This window comes from Pseudomonas sp. A-B-19, from assembly GCF_019947515.1.
Classification (GTDB): domain Bacteria; phylum Pseudomonadota; class Gammaproteobacteria; order Pseudomonadales; family Pseudomonadaceae; genus Aquipseudomonas.
Map to the genome: position 1 here is coordinate 1 of NZ_JAGYGN010000040.1, position 16,625 is coordinate 16,625.

General features: G+C 59.4%; 16 protein-coding genes. 8 read left to right on the plus strand and 8 right to left on the minus strand.

Features of this window, described 5'->3' with window-relative positions:
* A partial coding sequence (locus tag KGA81_RS27955) for an enoyl-CoA hydratase/isomerase family protein (protein WP_223550547.1) occupies positions 1-1,024 on the minus strand: 1,024 nt, incomplete at its 3' end.
* A 164-nt stretch (positions 1,025-1,188) separates the two neighbouring features.
* The gene (locus KGA81_RS27960; RefSeq protein WP_223550549.1) at positions 1,189-2,082 is read right to left on the minus strand and encodes a LysR family transcriptional regulator; all 894 of its coding nucleotides are present in this window, start codon (positions 2,080-2,082) and stop codon (positions 1,189-1,191) included.
* Between the two features lie 101 nt (positions 2,083-2,183).
* Between KGA81_RS27960 and KGA81_RS27965 the strand changes: the two genes are divergently transcribed.
* Positions 2,184-3,275: a polyamine ABC transporter substrate-binding protein gene (locus KGA81_RS27965; RefSeq protein ID WP_223550551.1), complete on the plus strand. Its 1,092-nt coding sequence runs from the start codon at positions 2,184-2,186 to the stop codon at positions 3,273-3,275.
* Between the two features lie 21 nt (positions 3,276-3,296).
* A complete protein-coding gene (gene speB / locus KGA81_RS27970) occupies positions 3,297-4,256 on the plus strand; it encodes an agmatinase (RefSeq protein WP_223550553.1) in 960 nt (319 codons plus the stop codon).
* A gap of 114 nt (positions 4,257-4,370) precedes the next feature.
* Here speB and KGA81_RS27975 read toward each other — a convergent pair whose 3' ends face one another.
* Complete coding sequence (locus KGA81_RS27975; RefSeq protein WP_223550555.1) at positions 4,371-5,423, minus strand: aldo/keto reductase; 1,053 nt, start codon at positions 5,421-5,423, stop codon at positions 4,371-4,373.
* A 159-nt stretch (positions 5,424-5,582) separates the two neighbouring features.
* Between KGA81_RS27975 and zapE the strand changes: the two genes are divergently transcribed.
* The 3 genes from zapE to KGA81_RS27990 all read left to right on the plus strand — a co-directional run bounded on the left by zapE (position 5,583) and on the right by KGA81_RS27990 (position 7,907).
* Positions 5,583-6,701 carry a cell division protein ZapE gene (gene zapE, locus KGA81_RS27980; protein ID WP_223550556.1) on the plus strand — a complete coding sequence of 373 codons (1,119 nt, stop codon included), beginning with the start codon at positions 5,583-5,585 and terminating at the stop codon, positions 6,699-6,701.
* Positions 6,702-6,716: 15 nt separating this feature from the next.
* Positions 6,717-7,298 carry a DinB family protein gene (locus KGA81_RS27985; RefSeq protein WP_223550559.1) on the plus strand — a complete coding sequence of 194 codons (582 nt, stop codon included), beginning with the start codon at positions 6,717-6,719 and terminating at the stop codon, positions 7,296-7,298.
* A 117-nt stretch (positions 7,299-7,415) separates the two neighbouring features.
* Positions 7,416-7,907, plus strand: a complete 492-nt coding sequence (locus KGA81_RS27990; protein WP_223550561.1) for a GNAT family N-acetyltransferase — start codon at positions 7,416-7,418, stop codon at positions 7,905-7,907.
* 82 nt (positions 7,908-7,989) lie between these two features.
* Here KGA81_RS27990 and KGA81_RS27995 read toward each other — a convergent pair whose 3' ends face one another.
* Complete coding sequence (locus KGA81_RS27995) at positions 7,990-8,199, minus strand: hypothetical protein (protein ID WP_223550563.1); 210 nt, start codon at positions 8,197-8,199, stop codon at positions 7,990-7,992.
* A 186-nt stretch (positions 8,200-8,385) separates the two neighbouring features.
* Entirely contained in the window at positions 8,386-8,568 is a 183-nt protein-coding gene (locus KGA81_RS28000) for a DUF6026 family protein (RefSeq protein WP_223458176.1), read from the minus strand.
* Between the two features lie 272 nt (positions 8,569-8,840).
* On the opposite strand from KGA81_RS28000, the gene gnd reads away from it, so the two are divergent.
* Both gnd and zwf read left to right on the plus strand, forming a co-directional pair.
* Positions 8,841-9,821 (plus strand): phosphogluconate dehydrogenase (NAD(+)-dependent, decarboxylating), encoded by a 981-nt coding sequence (gene gnd, locus KGA81_RS28005; RefSeq protein WP_223550565.1) that lies wholly within the window; start codon positions 8,841-8,843, stop codon positions 9,819-9,821.
* On the plus strand, positions 9,818-11,332 hold the full coding sequence (zwf, locus tag KGA81_RS28010) for a glucose-6-phosphate dehydrogenase (RefSeq protein ID WP_223550567.1): 1,515 nt from the start codon (positions 9,818-9,820) through the stop codon (positions 11,330-11,332). The genes gnd and zwf overlap by 4 nt, the downstream gene beginning before the upstream one ends.
* 152 nt (positions 11,333-11,484) lie before the next feature.
* Here zwf and nhaB read toward each other — a convergent pair whose 3' ends face one another.
* The 3 genes from nhaB to KGA81_RS28025 all read right to left on the minus strand — a co-directional run bounded on the left by nhaB (position 11,485) and on the right by KGA81_RS28025 (position 14,909).
* Entirely contained in the window at positions 11,485-12,987 is a 1,503-nt protein-coding gene (gene nhaB, locus KGA81_RS28015) for a sodium/proton antiporter NhaB (RefSeq protein WP_223550570.1), read from the minus strand.
* Positions 12,988-13,065: 78 nt separating this feature from the next.
* Positions 13,066-14,355, minus strand: coding sequence for a hypothetical protein (locus KGA81_RS28020; RefSeq protein WP_223550572.1), 1,290 nt, complete (start codon positions 14,353-14,355; stop codon positions 13,066-13,068).
* Between the two features lie 287 nt (positions 14,356-14,642).
* A complete protein-coding gene (locus tag KGA81_RS28025; RefSeq protein ID WP_108217494.1) occupies positions 14,643-14,909 on the minus strand; it encodes a hypothetical protein in 267 nt (88 codons plus the stop codon).
* A 342-nt stretch (positions 14,910-15,251) separates the two neighbouring features.
* Between KGA81_RS28025 and KGA81_RS28030 the strand changes: the two genes are divergently transcribed.
* Positions 15,252-16,577, plus strand: a complete 1,326-nt coding sequence (locus KGA81_RS28030) for a sigma-54 dependent transcriptional regulator (protein WP_223550574.1) — start codon at positions 15,252-15,254, stop codon at positions 16,575-16,577.
* Positions 16,578-16,625: the final 48 nt, after the last annotated feature.

Genomic DNA, 16,625 nt, shown 5'->3' on the forward strand with positions numbered 1-16,625 from the left:
GGGGTGTCTTGTCTTTGTCGATCAGCAAGGCGCGCACGCCTTCGATCAGGTCGCCGCGCTCGAACCACTGGCGGTCCAGATGCAGTTCAAGGGCGAAACATTGCTCAAGGGGCAGTTCGCGTCCGTGACGGAGCATTTCCAGGGTCACGGCCATGGCCAGCGGCGAGCGGGTTTCCAGCAGGTTGGCGGTGGTGACGGCCCATTCATGGCTGTCGGCGATCGTGACCTGGCGCAGTTGCTCCACAATACTCGGCACATCGGGTTGGGCGAAGAAGTGGTCGATGGCCGGACGCAACGTCGCCAGTGGCGCATCAGGCAGTTGCTGCACCGCGAATTTCGCCAGCAGGCCTTGCAGGTCCTTGAGCGGCGTGTCGTGCCATTGGAGTTGGTCAAGTTTCTCGTCCAGGGCGCCCAGCTTGTCGCTTTCCAGATACCAGTCCGCCAGCCCGCAATACAGCGCGTCGGCGGCACGAATCTGTACGCCGCTGACGCCGAGGTAGATCCCCAGTTCACCGGGAATACGCGGCAGGAAGTAGCTGCCACCGACGTCAGGGAAGTAGCCGATGCCGACTTCCGGCATCGCCAGACGGCTTTTTTCGGTGACCACGCGCAAGTCTGCGCCTTGCACCAGGCCCATGCCGCCGCCGAGGACAAAACCGTCCATCAGGGCCAGCACCGGTTTGCGGTAATGGTGGATCGCGAGGTCGAGGGCGTACTCCTCGACGAAGAAATCTTCGTGCAAGGTGTCGCCGCTTTTGAAACTGTCATGCAGCGAGCGAATGTCGCCGCCGGCACAGAAGGCTTTTTCCCCGGCACCGCGCAGGACCACGGCATGTACTCGCGAATCCTGGGCCCAGGCGTCGAGCTGGCGCTGCAGGCTGCGCACCATGTCCAGGGTGAGGGCATTGAGGCCGGCGGGGCGGTTGAGGGTCAGGTGACCAATGTGGTTGCGAACCTCGGCCAGCACTTCGTTTTGCGTGGCGTCCATGGACTGAGTCCCTGGAGAAGTAACCTGAGCAGTCATCACTAACTCCCTGCTTTTATTGTTCTTTATCGAGATGCTCGCGCGCGAGCGATGACGGATCGTATCAGTGCAAATTTGCCTTGTACAACCCGGATAAGTGCAGGTTATCTGTGCATTTTTGCATGGTGATGACCGGCACTGTTTCAGCGTAGACCAACACGTATTCAGGCAAACGCCGCCAGCAGATCCTCTTCGAACGCCTTCTGCGCCTCGCCGGCCACCTGAGCCCGATGCCGGGCCAGATGAAACGCGACATCGAAACTCATGTCGCCGCGACGCACGGCCCTGAGCAAACCTTTGTCTTCCCAGCCACGGGCAAAGTGGCTGGGCAAATAACCGACATGCTTGCCGGAAAGGATGAAGGCGAGGGTGCCTTCGACCTGCTCCGAACGTGCCGAACACCGCTTGCCCTGAAAGGGTTCGTCACTGCGCAGGAAACGGTAGGGGTGATCGACCCGGTCGCTGGCCTGCAGGTCCTGATCGATCGGGTTCGCGTTGGTGAACAGTGGATGGCCGGGGGCGCAATACAGGTGCTGGGTTTCAATGAACAGTTCGCGGTAGTCAAACGCACTTTGTACTTGCGAGAAGTAGCCAATTGCCAGGTCCAGCCGCTGTTGCAGCAGCAGGCGTTCCATCTCGCCGGGCATGGCGCTGATCAGCTCGATACGCACCGACTCGTCCCGCTCACGGAAGCGCCGGATTGCTTCGGCCACCCGTTGCAGCACCGATTGATCCAGGGCTTCGGACAGGCCCAGACGCACTTCGCCGATCAGGCGTCCGGCCACGCCGTTGGATTGATGACGGAAGGCTTCGATGGACTGGAACAGTCCACGGGTGGCGCTGAGCAATTGCTCGCCCTTGGGAGTGATCCTGAATCCGCCCTTGCCGCGACTGCACAAGCGATAGCCAAGGCGGGTTTCCAGTTTGGCCATTTGCTGGCTGATGCTCGACTGGCTCAACCCCAGCTCGCCCTGGGCTGCGCTGAAGCCGCCGCACTCCACCACGCTGACGAACAGCCGCAACAATTGCAGATCCAGATCATGCAGTTGGCCGAGCATCAAACATTACTCCGTCATAAAGTCAGGTTAATTAACTTGATATTTCACCAATGTATCCGACGACGCATCCTGCAACCACTTCTTCTGGTCAGGTGTTCGTCATGGCTCCCATGTTCAAGCTGTGTTTACCCGCGCTGTTGCTCGCCGTCGCTGTTTCGGCCCAGGCTGAGGACAAGGTGGTCAATCTGTACAGTTGGGCCGATTACGTGGCCCCCGAAACCCTGCAACGGTTCGAGCAGGAGACGGGTATCCATGTGCGCTACGACACTTTCGATTCTTCTGAGGTGCTGGAAACCAGGTTGCTCACCGGCGGCAGTGGTTATGACGTGGTCGTACCGTCCTCCAGCGTGCTGGCCCGGGGGCTCGCGGCCGGGGCGTTGAAACCGATTCCCCACAAGGATCTCAAGGGTTACGCCAACCTCGATCCGGATTTGCTGGAAAAGCTCGCCGCGGTCGATCCGGGCAACCGCTACGGCGTGCCTTATACCTGGGGCACGTTGGGATTAGGCATGAACGTCGAAGCCGTGAAGCAGCGTTTGCCGGATGTGCCGCTCAACAGCCTGGATATGCTGTTCAAACCCGAGTATGCGAGCAAGTTGAAGGACTGTGGCATCGCCATTCTCGACTCGCCCCAGGAGGTGATCGGGCTGGCGCTGCATTACCTGGGTAAAGATCCCTACAGCACTGACAAGAATGATCTGTCAGCCGCCGAGGTCTTACTGCATCAGTTACAGCCGAACGTGCTTTACGTCGCTACCGGACGGCAGATCAGCGACCTGGCCAATGGCAGCGTTTGTCTGGCATTGACCTACAACGGTGACGCGAGCATGGCCGCCGATCAGGCGCGCAAGGCCAACAAACCCTATGAAATTGCCTACCGGATCCCCAAGGAAGGCACCCTCGTGTGGCAGGACAACCTGGCGATTCCCAAGGATGCACCGCACCCCGAGGCCGCCCGCGCTTTTATCGAGTTCATGTTGCGTCCCGAATCCGTGGCGGCACTGACCAATACGTTGTTCTTCGCCACGGCGAATCAGGCTGCCACGCCGCTGGTGGATGAAGCCGTGCGCACCGATCCGGACATCTACCCACTGGTTGACGTGCGTGATCGGCTGTATGCCGACCGCAGCATGAGCCTCAAGGACATGCGCCAGCGCACCCGTTTGTGGACCACTTTCCGTAGCCGCCAATAACCAGAAATGAAGGAGCCTCAAATGGACGTCCCTATGCAGAACGATCAAGCCCTTACTCGTGACAGCCTTTACGGCACGGCCGCCGAAAGTACCTACGCCGGTATTACCAGCTTCATGCGTCGGCGCTACAGCCGTGACTTGCGCGGCGTCGACGTGGCTGTCAGCGGTGTGCCGTTCGACACCGCCACCAGCAATCGCCCCGGCGCACGCTTCGGACCTCGGGGCATTCGCGCCGCCTCGGCCGGGATTGCCTGGGAACGGCACTGGCCATGGACCTTCGACCCGTTCGATCACCTGGCGGTGATCGACTACGGCGATTGCGACTTCGATTTCGGCTCGCCGCAATCGACACCGGAATGCATCGAGGCCCACGCTGAACGCATCCTCAATGCCGGCACGGCGATGCTGACTTTCGGCGGCGACCATTTCATCACCTATCCGCTGCTCAAGGCCCATGCCCGCAAGCACGGGGCGTTGTCGCTGATCCACTTCGACGCCCACAGCGATACATGGCCGGACGAAGAGGGCAAGCGCATCGACCACGGCACCATGTTCTGGCACGCGGCCAGGGAAGGGCTGGTCGATCCGTCACGCTCGGTACAAATCGGCTTGCGCACCACCAACGATGATCATCAAGGCTTTCAGGTGCTCGACGCGCGGCAGGTACATCGCCGTGGTTGCGAAGCGATCGTCGAGGCGATTCGGGCGCGGGTCGGCGACAACCCGGTGTACTTGACCTTCGACATCGACTGCCTCGATCCTGCGTTCGCCCCGGGCACTGGAACGCCAGTTTGTGGCGGCCTGAGCACGGTGCAGGCGCTGGAGATTCTCGGCGGACTGCGCGGGATCAATCTGGTGGGCATGGACGTGGTGGAAGTGGCGCCGGTTTATGACAGCGCAGAGATCACGTCACTGGCGGCGGCGACACTGGCGATGGAGATGCTGTGTCTGTATGCGGTCAGGCATAAGGTCGAGATGTAGTACACAAATCCTGTGGGAGCGAGCTTGCTCGCGATGGCGGTCTAGCATTCAACATCTCAGTTGGCTGGCATGGCCTCATCGCGAGCAAGCTCGCTCCTACGGTTTTGAGGGGTGTCAGGCCACCGGAATGATTGGCAGGTCGAGGATCTGACCGCCGCTGAACCGTGCGGACGAACCGGAAATGGATTCGTGCGGCACGCCCTTGGCCACGTCACTGACGCCATCGAGTCGTGCCAATTGCTCAACACTCAACTGCACATTCAGCGCCCCCAACGTGGCGTCCAGCTGTTCACGAGTCCGGGAGCCGAGGATCGGAATCAGCGCCGTGGTCGAGCGTTTGGCCTGTTCCCGCAACCAGGCGATGGCCACGTGGGTCGGGCTGGCGTCCAGTTCTGCAGCGACGTCGATCAAGGTATCGAGCAGAGCGGTTTCGCGGGCGCTTTTTTCAGCATGAATCAACACGCCCAGCTTGTTCGCGCGGTTGTCCCCTTCAGTGTTGCGGTATTTCCCGGTCAGGAAGCCGCCACCCAGCGGCGACCACAGGGTCGCGGCCAGGCCCAGGGCTTCGGCCATCGGCAATTGTTCACGTTCTGCGGTGCGTTCGGCGAGGCTGTACTCGACCTGAATCGCCGCAATCGGTGCAAAGCCACGTATCTGCGCCAGCAGGTCGGCGCGGGCGATGCGCCACGCAGGGAAGTTCGACAGCCCGGCGTAATGAATCTTGCCAGCACTGACCAGGTCGTCGAAGCCGCGCAGGATCTCCTCCATGGGCGTGACGCCATCGCTCATGTGGGCCCAGAACAGGTCGATATGATCGGTCCTCAGGCGTTTAAGGCTTTCTTCGACGGCGCGCACCATGTTTTTGCGACTGTTGCCAGTGTGGGAAACGCCGGCCGCAGGTGTAGTGCCGAGGGTGTATTTGGTGGCGATGACCAGGCTATCCCGTTCTGCGGCGATGAATTCGCTGAGCATGGCCTCGGACTGCCCGCCCTGATAGCCGTTGGCGGTATCGATGAAGTTTCCGCCGGCCTCCCGATAACCCTCAAAAATGCGTTTTGCTTCGTCACGCTCGGCGCCATGGCCCCAACCGGTACCGAAATTACCGGCACCCAGCGCCAGTTCGGAAACACGCAAGCCGGTTTTACGACCGAAGACTTTGTAATGCATGGGATGACTCCAGGGGGCTGGCGACAGGGTTTAATAGATTGTTTGCGACATCTATAAAATATGATGCTGGTAATCTAGTGCGTCAAGGTGCTTTTCCTTCCTGCACAAAACCGCCGATCACCGGTCGCGTTTTCCATGCGCAATGGCATACTGCCGCCCATGACTATCGATTCCCCCTTAAGCGCTTGGCAGCACGCCATTGAACAAAAGGGCTTCGTCCAGGACGAGGCCCAGGAATATGCCGTGTGGGCGCTGCAAAAATGCCACGAAGCGCTGCATGAAGGCCGTTCGCCCATTTCCGGCGTATACCTGTGGGGGCCGGTGGGGCGGGGTAAAACCTGGTTGATGGACCAGTTCTACCAAAGTCTTCGAGTACCGGCGCGGCGCCAGCACTTTCACCACTTCATGGGCTGGGTGCACCAACGCTCGTTTCAACTGACCGGCACCGCCGATCCGCTCAAGGCGTTGGCCCGAGAATTGGCCGAGGAGGTTCGCGTACTGTGTTTCGACGAGCTGTTCGTCAATGACATCGGCGACGCGATCATTCTCGGGCGCCTGTTTCAGGTGATGTTCGAGCAGGGCGTGGTGGTGGTCTGCACCTCCAACCTGCCGCCGGACCAGTTGTACGCCGACGGATTCAATCGTGACCGCTTCCTGCCTGCCATTGCGGCGATCAAGCAGCATATGCAAGTGATTGCAGTGGATGGCGGGGAAGACCATCGCCTGCATCCGGGGGCCGAGTCGCAACGTTATTGGGTGGCCGACCCCGATAAACCCGGCGCTTTGGGTGAAGTGTTCCAGACGTTGAGCGTTGGCCAGTCAGTGTCGAGTGAGTCGGTCAGGGTCGGTTACCGCTCCCTTGAGGTGATCAAGGCCAGCCCGGCCGTGCTCTGGACCCGTTACGCCGCGCTGTGCGAGCAACCTTTCGCGGCCATGGACTTCATCGCCCTGTGCGACACCTACAGCGCTATTCTGTTGAGTGAGGTGCCCAACCTCAGTGCGCAGAAACGCGCCGGGCGCATTGCCCGTGGCACCGAGGACGGTGTCGAGCGGGTGGAAGCGGGGGATCGCGAGTTGCCACAGTTGTCGGTGCATGACGACGGTGTGCGACGCTTCATCGCCCTGGTGGACGAATGCTACGACCGCAAGGTGCCGCTGTACATTGAAGCGCGGGTGCCAATGGCATCGCTTTACACCGAGGGATATCTGGAGTTCCCGTTCCGTCGCACCCTGAGTCGATTACAGGAAATGCAACTGCAACGGTTTGCCGAAGTTTGATCGGGAGCAGCGAACATGAATCAGCCCCTGTCGCACCATTTGCTGACCATGGCTTATCAGAACGCCTGGGCCAATCACCGACTGGCCAAGGCCTGGTGTCAGTTGAGCCAGCAGGAACTGAGCGCCCCGCGGGTCAGTTTCTTCCCCACGATCCGCGCCACCCTCAATCACATCCTCACCTGTGACTGGTTCTATGTGGACGCCCTGGAGCGCGAATTGCGCAGCGACGATCCGCATCCCGATTGCCAGGTGTTTTTCAAGGAAGACGAGCCCTGTCTCGCGGCGTCGGATCTCGTTCGTGAACAGGCCCACGTCGACCGTCGGCTGATCGCCTACTGCGAGCAGATGCGCGACGCCGACCTCGGTAAAATCGTGACCATCGCCCGCGACACCCCACAGCACGACAGCCGTTTGCGCCTGCTGTCCCATTTGTTCGAACACCAGATCCATCATCGAGGACAGGTTCACGCCATGCTCAGTGGCACCTCGGTCAAGCCGCCGCAACTCGACGAGTTTTTCTGCGCCGGTGAGTCGCACTTGCGCGCCCAGGACTTTGCCGAGCTGGGATGGACCGAAGCCTTGATCTGGGGCGCTTGAGCACCAGAGATTTCTGCGGTTGCGATTGTCGGCACTATGGTGCTCGCGCTATGGTCAGCCGGCACTTCAGCGTGAAATACATGCTGGAGGCTACTTCATGTGTGATCGAGGATGGAAATGGACTCCGCAGAAATTCTTGTGCTTCAGGCCAGTTACACCAATCCGGTGCATGCCGAGGCTATTTGTCTGGTGTTGAACCACTACGCCGAGGACCCGATGGGGGGCGGCCAGCCGTTGCCAGCCCATGTACTGGCGCAACTCCCGGCAGAGCTCGCCAGGCGCCCCCACGCTTTCAGTGTGCTGGCCTTTGTCGGGGGGGAGCCGGCCGGGCTGGTCAATTGCTTCGAGGGATTCTCGACCTTTGCCTGCCGGCCGCTGGTCAATGTGCATGATGTGTCGGTGGTGAAAAAATTTCGCGGCCTGGGCTTGAGCCAGAAAATGTTGCAAAAGGTCGAGGACATCGCCCGTCAGCGTGGCTGCTGCAAGCTCACCCTGGAAGTGCTGGAGGGCAATGCCGTGGCGCAGGGTTCCTATGAAAAAGCCGGTTTCGCTGCTGGCATGTTCGACCCGGCCCACGGACGGATGCTGTTCTGGACCAAGAGCCTCTGACTCAACAGCCAAAAAAATGGGCGTCCATCAGGACGCCCGACAGTCTTTTCCGATTGTAGAGCCGCAGTCAGAGGCCTATGGGTTATTTCGGCCTGTAGGTTTCAGTCATTTGTGCGGTTTGATCGTCGGGCACCCACAGCTCAGTGCTCTGGATGGGGTGGCCCAAGGCTTGTTGCTGGGCCAGTCGCAGGCTTTCGTAGTAATAGCGCATGCGTTCGGCTCCACCTTCGGCAAAAGCGCTGGATGCGCCCAAAGCCATCAGGCCGGCGAGGATCAATGTGGTGCGTTTCATGGTTTGCCTCCCACTACAGATGTCGGATGCCTTTCGTCCATGAATCAATGAAGCAGTGTCGAAATGGCATTATCCGCCGAATCCGTTAAATGGGAATCAGCTTCACCAACAGTCTTCTTTGCCGAGGGTGGGAGGGCATGAGCCGGTGCGGAAGCAGTGCAGACTGCTCCCGCTTGAAAGGAGGGGTCAGGCGAGTGGGGCGCGTTGCGTCACAGCCAGGGGCTGCACCTGATTGCCTTGCAGCAGCAGTCGCAACTGCGCCAGCTCCTGTTTCAATTGATCGCGTTCGTCTTTCAACTGGCGCAATTCATCGCGACGGATAGTGACGTAAAGGGTTTGTGCTGGCAGTGCGGTGTGTACTGTGCCCATTGCTCACCTCGCAAATGGCGTGTCTCAACTGTAGAACCGCCTCGAAAACAACGGCTGATCTACTATCGGCGCCAATTTTGATTTCTTTTGCCCCTGAAGGGAACTTTTTTATTTTTCATGGTCGTTGTGTCTTCGGCTTGATTCCCGACGTTATCCATCAGGATCGGGCACAATGCCCGGAAACTTCACGCCAACGCTCTGGACTAACCTCATGAGTCGCGTTGGGCTATAACCTTTGACACACTTTTATTTGTAGTAGGGAGCATCAGTACATGCAACTCGGGATTATTGGACTGGGCCGCATGGGCGGCAATATTGCGCGGCGCCTGATGCTCAACGGGCACACCACCGTTGTTTTTGACCGCAATACCGCCTTTGTCGAAGCCCTGGCCACAGAAGGCTCCACGGGCGTCACCGATCTGCCAGCGCTGGTCGCTGGCCTGGACAGGCCGCGTGCCGTGTGGGTCATGCTGCCGGCCGGCGCGCCGACCGAAGAAACCATCGACACCCTGAGCACCTTGCTCGATGCCGGCGACACCATCATCGACGGCGGCAACACCTTCTATAAGGACGATATCCGCCGGGCGAAAACCCTGTCGGAAAAAGGCCTGCACTACATCGACGTCGGTACCTCCGGCGGCGTCTGGGGCCTGGACCGCGGTTACTGCATGATGATTGGCGGCGATGCCGAGACCGTCAAGCGCCTCGACCCGCTGTTCGCAACCCTGGCCCCGGGCCTGGGCGACATTCCGCGCACCAGGGACCGCAAGTCCGACGACGATCGTGCCGAGCGTGGCTACATTCATGCCGGTCCCGCGGGCGCCGGGCATTTCGTGAAAATGATCCACAACGGCATCGAGTACGGAATGATGCAGGCCTTCGCCGAAGGCTTTGACATCCTCAAGACCAAAAACAGCGAGAGTCTGCCGCCAGACCAGCGTTTCGACCTGAACGTGGCGGACATCGCCGAAGTCTGGCGCCGTGGCAGCGTAGTGTCTTCATGGTTGCTGGACCTGACTGCCGACGCCCTGGCCAGCGATCCAAAACTCGACGGTTACTCCGGGTCCGTGGCCGACAGCGGTGAAGGACAATGGACCATCGAAGCCGCCATGGAGCAAGCGGTACCGGTGCCGGTGCTGTCGAATTCGCTATTCTCTCGCTACCGCTCGCGTGGGCAAGGGACCTTTGGCGACAAGGTTCTCTCGGCCCAGCGCTTCGGCTTCGGCGGCCATGTGGAGACCTCGAAAAAATGACCCATGCGATCCGCAGGAAATCCAAGGCTGAGCCCGCACCACCGACGACGCTGTTCCTGTTTGGCGCCCATGGTGACCTGGTCAAGCGTCTGTTGGTGCCGGCGCTGTATAACCTCAAGCGCAACGGGCTACTCGGGGATGGACTGCGGATCATCGGTGTTGACCACAACGCCATCAGCGATGAAGGCTTTGCGCAAAAGCTCGAGGATTTCATTCGAAACGAGATGTCTGGCAAGGGTGAGCACACCCTTGATCCAGCGGTCTGGTCCAGACTCGCCAAAGGCATCAGCTACGTCCAGGGCGATTTCCTGGACGACAGCACTTATCAAGCGCTGGCGGCGAAAATCGCCGACAGCGGAACCGGCAATGCGGTGTTCTACCTGGCTACCGCACCGCGATTCTTCAGTGAAGTGGCACGCCGCCTCGGTACTGCCGGCTTGCTGGAGGAGACTCCCGAGGCGTTCAGAAGGGTCGTGATCGAAAAACCCTTCGGCTCCGACCTGCAAACGGCCGAGGCCTTGAATGCCTGCCTGCTCAAGGTGATGACAGAAAAGCAGATCTACCGGATCGATCATTACCTGGGCAAGGAAACCGTGCAGAACATTCTGGTCAGCCGTTTTTCCAACAGCCTGTTCGAAGCGTTCTGGAACAATCACTACATCGATCATGTGCAGATCACCGCCGCCGAAACCGTCGGCGTGGAAACCCGCGGCAGTTTTTATGAGCACACCGGCGCCCTGCGGGACATGGTGCCCAATCATCTGTTCCAGTTGCTGGCGATGGTGGCGATGGAGCCTCCTGCAGCGTTTGGCGCCGATGCGGTGCGCGGCGAGAAAGCCAAGGTCGTCGGCGCGATCAGGCCCTGGACGGTGGAGGAGGCCCGCGCCAACTCGGTACGCGGTCAATACACGGCAGGTGAGATTGACGGCAAGGCACTACCGGGCTATCGCCAGGAAGACAAGATCGCCCCTGACAGCAATACCGAAACTTATGTGGCCCTCAAGGTCATGATCGACAACTGGCGCTGGGTCGGCGTGCCGTTCTATCTGCGTACCGGCAAACGCATGAGCGTGCGTGACACCGAGATCGTCATCTGTTTCAAACCGGCGCCCTATGCGCAGTTCCGCGATACCGAGGTCGACGAGTTGCAGCCGACCTATTTGCGCATTCAGATCCAGCCCAACGAAGGCATGTGGTTCGATCTGTTGGCCAAGCGTCCCGGTCAGGCCCTGAAGATGGACAACATCGAGCTGGGGTTTGCCTACAAGGACTTCTTCGAGATGCAGCCGTCCACCGGCTACGAAACCCTGATCTACGATTGCCTGACAGGCGATCAGACTCTGTTCCAGCGTGCCGACAACATCGAGAACGGCTGGCGCGCGGTGCAACCGTTCCTGGATGCCTGGCAGCTCGATTCCAGCGTGCAGAGCTATGCCGCCGGGGAAAACGGTCCCAAGGCCGGGGAAGAGCTGCTCACCCGTGATGGTCGCGTCTGGCACCGCCTCGGATAACACGCATCTCCTGTGGGAGCGAGCTCGCGATAGCGGTGGGGCAGTCAACATCAATGCTGGATGTGCCGGCCTCATCGCGAGCAAGCTCGCTCCCACAATGTTCGAGGGTGTACACAGGTTTCGTGTTCGACACAGATCAACTGCTCCGGCAGTTACAGCCAGTAGCTCACCGCATACCACCCGAGCAGGCCCATCACCACGGTGTACGGCAACGCCATCCAGACCATCCGTCCGTAAGACAGGCGTACCAGCGGCGCAATCGCTGAAGTCAGCAAGAACAGAAACGCTGCCTGACCGTTGGGCGTCGCCACGCTAGGCAGGTTGGTGCCGGTATTGATTGCAATGGCCAGCGTCTCGAAATGCTCACGGGTCATCTCACCCGCCATGAAGGCACGCTTCACTTCGGTGATGTAGATGGTTGCCACGAATACGTTGTCGCTGATGGCGGACAGCAGGCCGTTGGCAATGAACAGCATGCCCGGTTGTTGGCCCGCCGGCAGCGTCAGCACCCAGTGGATCAGCGGGGTGAACAGTTGCTGATCGTGAATCACCGCGACCACGGCGAAAAACACCACCAACAATGCGGTAAATGGCATGGCGTCCTTGAACGCCGTGCCCAGGCGGTGTTCGTCGGTGATACCGGTAAAGGCGGTGATCAACACGATGACCATCAAACCGATCAAACCCACTTCGGCGATGTGAAACGCCAGCCCGACAATCAGAATCAATGCGGCAAAGCCCTGCACCAGAAGCGCTGCACGTTGGCGTGTGGTGCGCTCGGCATTGTCTTCGGCGGCGTAGTTGGCCAGTACCGCGCGCACGTTATCCGGCAGCAGCGTGCCGTATCCGAACCAGCGCAGCTTTTCCAGCAGAATGCACGTCACCAGTCCGGCAACCAGTACCGGTAGGGATACCGGCGCAACCTGAGTAAAGAACTCGGAGAAGTGCCAGCCCATTTCATGACCGATCAGCAGGTTCTGCGGTTCACCGACCAGCGTGCAGACACCGCCCAGAGCGGTGCCCACGGCACCGTGCATCAGCAGGCTGCGCAGAAAGGCGCGGAACTGTTCGAGATCACCCTGATGCAGGGGGGGCAGTTGCTTGTCGTCGCTGAACTCGCTGTCCTGACGCGGATCGTTACCCGAGGCGACGCGGTGATACACCGAGTAAAAGCCTACGGCGGCGCTGATGATCACGGCGGTCACGGTCAAGGCGTCGAGGAACGCCGACAGAAAGGCCGACAAGAAACAGAACATCAGGGCCAGCAGGGCCTTGGAACGAACCCCCAACAGCAGGCGCGAGAACAGGTACAGCAACAAGTCCTTCATGAAATAGATACCGGCCACCATGAACATCAGCAGCAGGATCACCGGGAAATTGTGCAGCAACTCGTCGTACAGCGCCTGTGGCGTGGTCATCTTCAGCAGCAGGGCTTCAATCAACAACAGGCCGCCGGGCATCAGCGGATAACACTTGAGCGCCATGGCCAGGGTAAAGATGAACTCGAGCACCAGCAGCCAGCCGGCCACCACCGGGCCCACGGTCCACAGCACCAGGGCATTGAGAATCAGAAAACCGACGATGCAGGCCTTATACCAACGGGGCGAGTTTCCGAGAAAGTTGTGCGCGAACGCCTGGGCCATTGAACCGGACATCGGCTGCTCCTTGTTTTAAGAAGCGCGCAAGTTGCCGTAAGCGGGCGAGAAGATCAAGCGCAGGAATAACGCATCGGGTCAGCCCAGAAAGCGCGCGACGACTGCCTTGTAACCGCCCTGCAGCGAATAGCCGCCCGCCACGATGTTTCCATCGGCCTGCACCGTGACACAGGTGGCGGTATCCGGGCTGGGGCCCAGGCGAGTACGCGTACACCCGCAGCCTTTGCCAAAGCGGCGATCGGGATGGCCGTTGGGCAGGTATCGCCCGAGTATGAAGTCTGCTTCAACGCCGCCGATGGTTGCACCCGCTGTCAGCACACAGCCATCGGGCAGTAACTGCGCAGCAATCCACTGGCATCCGCTGTGACCGATTTGCAGCCGCTGTGGTTTTCCGCCGTTGCAATGATTGTCGGGTCGGCCATTGCTGCGCATTTTGAAGGTCAGGCAGTGCATCGGCTCGCAACTGCTGCCAAAACACAGGATGTCGCCTTCGTTTTGCTGGACCACCTGACTGACACGGGCGCGATGCCCTTGCGCCTTGAAGGTCATGAATCCATCCACGGCAAAACGGTCGTCGAGGCGGCCGTCCGCGTGATAGCGTGCCAGCAAGCCTTCTTCAGGAAAGTTGATCGATCCACCGACCAGGATTCGGCCATCGCGTTGTACCGTCAGGCTGCTGAGCCAGGTATTCATCAGCAGGTGCCTGACCACCACGAAGCCGCTGCCATTGAACGAGCCGTCCAGCGAGCCTTGGACATCCAGGCGGATCAACAGGCCGACGTGATCAGCCAGTTCGTAGTGATGGTTGGCCAGGATCAGGATCCGGCCGTCTTGTTGTACGTCGACATCGCAGGCTTCAGCGCCTGGCACACCGGGAGGGAGCCATTTATCGCGCATGCCCAGGGACAAACCACCAGGCAATCGCACGACACGGCGGCCATTATCGCCAAAGCTTCGAACCAGGTGACCGTCTTGATCCAGCAATGCCAGGGCCGGGAGCGTGCGGTGTGCATTTACGTATTGCAGGCCGGCCAACAGGATATTGCCGTCGGGCAGGATCAGGACCTTGGCGCCCATGGCTTCGAACCCCGGTTCGAATTGGCCGATGACACTGCCTTGCTTGCCGAACGCAAGGTCTGCCGATCCATCCTCCAGCAAGCGGGCCAGACCAAAGCGGCTGCCATCGGCCATGTCGACTTTTGCGGCTACCAGCAAGCGGCCCTGGGCATCGATCGCAATATCATTGGCGAGGCTGGAAAGGCTGTCGACGAAATACACCTGGGTTTTGCCGTTGGCGGCAAACGTCGTATCGAGGGTCCCGGGGGTGTTCCGGGAAGCGGAGAAGGCAAAAGCGGACTGGTTTGACATGCACCGCATCTCCTTGCGAGTCGTCCCGATCCAGAAGTTTGGGCGGCGACTATGTAAGGAGAACATTCAATCCCTGAATGATGAGATGCACAACGGTGAGAACTAACAGACGGAGCGTCGTTGTGTGCCACAACAGTGTCTTTTCGTACCATTGGCAAGCCTGCAAACTACCGGGTGCGCAAAAGTTCGAATGTATGCGGAAAATCAGTGCGGATCGCAGAGAGCGATCAACCCGACTAATGGCAGGGGAGAGGGTGCGGATTACCCCGGAGCAATCCGCAAAACGATCAGTGCGGCATCGACCAGGACTGCAGTGTGTAACCTTCCTCGCTCAACTCGGCGCGGGCCTGTTCCAGCAGACGTTCAAGTTGTTCCGGGTCGGAGTAGGCACTGCTTGGGATCTGCTTGCGGCCAATGCTGGTGCTGGTGCGGTCGATAACGGTCAGGCTGAGTTCGCCATTGCCATCTTGTGGGGCCCAGGCCACGCATTTGAATGGTTTGAATGCGCGGTCGGCAATCAGAAGTGCTTCGTTGATACGCAGCGGGGCGTTCATAGGGTCTTCTCTCTGTATGCCCAATCAAGTGATGTGCCGTCGGTTGGGCTTACCGTTCGGCTGGTTACTTGTACTGATGCCCGCAACCGGGGGTTGGGTCACACACAATCAAAAGAAATTTCCACTTTATTTTATAGGCTAAAGATTGAGGCTGGTATTGAAAGCGCAATGAAAGGAAAGAGCCGCCAGGTCGCTAACGTCATTGCAAGTTATAACCGGTTTTATAGCGTCTCTATAGTCAAACAGTACAAGGCCGTGTCAAATTCTTGCTAATGTTACAGTCAGGTATGCCAAATGACTGTTTTTAATAAAATTTCTTAATTTTGGCGCCAAGGAACAGTCATGAGCGATGCGCCTGCTTTACGACGTTTATTGGTGGTGGACCCCTGTGACGATTGCTATCGTCTGCTTCCTGGATTGCGCGCTATCGGTTGGGACGTTGATAGCTGCACGCTGGCGAACGCCACTGACCGAACCTGTGACGTGGGCTTGCTGCGCTTGCAGCCCTCTCACCTTGAGCACCCGGAAGCCGTCAAGGAATTGATCAGCCGCAGTGGCACCGAGTGGATAGCCGTACTCAATCAGGAAGTGCTACGGCTGCAAAATGTCGGCGACTTTGTCTGCGAGTGGTTTTTTGACTTTCATACCTTGCCATTCGATGTGTCTCGGGTTCAGGTCACGCTGGGCCGGGCGTTTGGCATGGCGCGGTTGCGCGGGCAGGGCACGGTCCATGTTGACCAGCCCGAGCATGAATTGCTGGGAGACAGCAAACCTGTCCGTGAACTGCGAAAACTGTTGAACAAGCTGGCTCCGACCGAATCTCCGGTGTTGATTCGCGGTGAAAGCGGCACTGGCAAGGAACTGGTCGCACGCACCTTGCATCGTCTGTCCCAGCGTCACAGCAAACCTTTTATCGCGATCAATTGCGGGGCGATCCCCGAACACTTGATCCAGTCCGAGCTGTTTGGTCATGAGAAAGGCGCATTTACCGGCGCGCACCAACGCAAGGTCGGACGGATAGAAGCCGCCAACGGTGGCACTCTGTTTCTCGACGAGATCGGTGACCTGCCGCTGGAGTTGCAGGCCAATCTGTTGCGGTTCCTCCAGGAAAAACACATCGAGCGGGTCGGCGGCAGTCAGCCGATTCCTGTGGATGTGCGGGTTCTGGCTGCAACGAATGTCGACCTTGAAGCCGCCATCGAGAAGAGACGCTTTCGCGAAGACTTGTATTACCGCTTGAACGTACTACAAGTGGCGACCGTTCCACTGCGCGAGCGCCATGGCGACCTGGCGTTGCTGGCCAATCACTTCTCCCATTTCTACAGCCGTGAAACCGGGCGCCGCCCACGCAGCTTCAGCGAAGACGCATTGATTGCCATGGGCAAACACGACTGGCCAGGCAATGTTCGCGAACTGGCCAACCGCGTTCGTCGCGGGCTGGTGTTGGCCGAAGGCCGGCAGATCGAGGCCCGTGATCTGGGGTTGATCAGTGCGCATACAATCGTCGCGCCGATGGGCACCCTCGAAGAATACAAGAGCCGGGCCGAGCGCCAGGCATTGTGCGATGTATTGAGCCGCCACAGCGATAACCTGAGTGTCGCCGCCAAAGTATTGGGGGTGTCGCGACCGACCTTCTACCGGTTGTTGCACAAGCACCATATTCGCTGAACCGCAGCCTCGAACAAAAAAAGCTGCGATTGAAATGGTTGCGGGGTT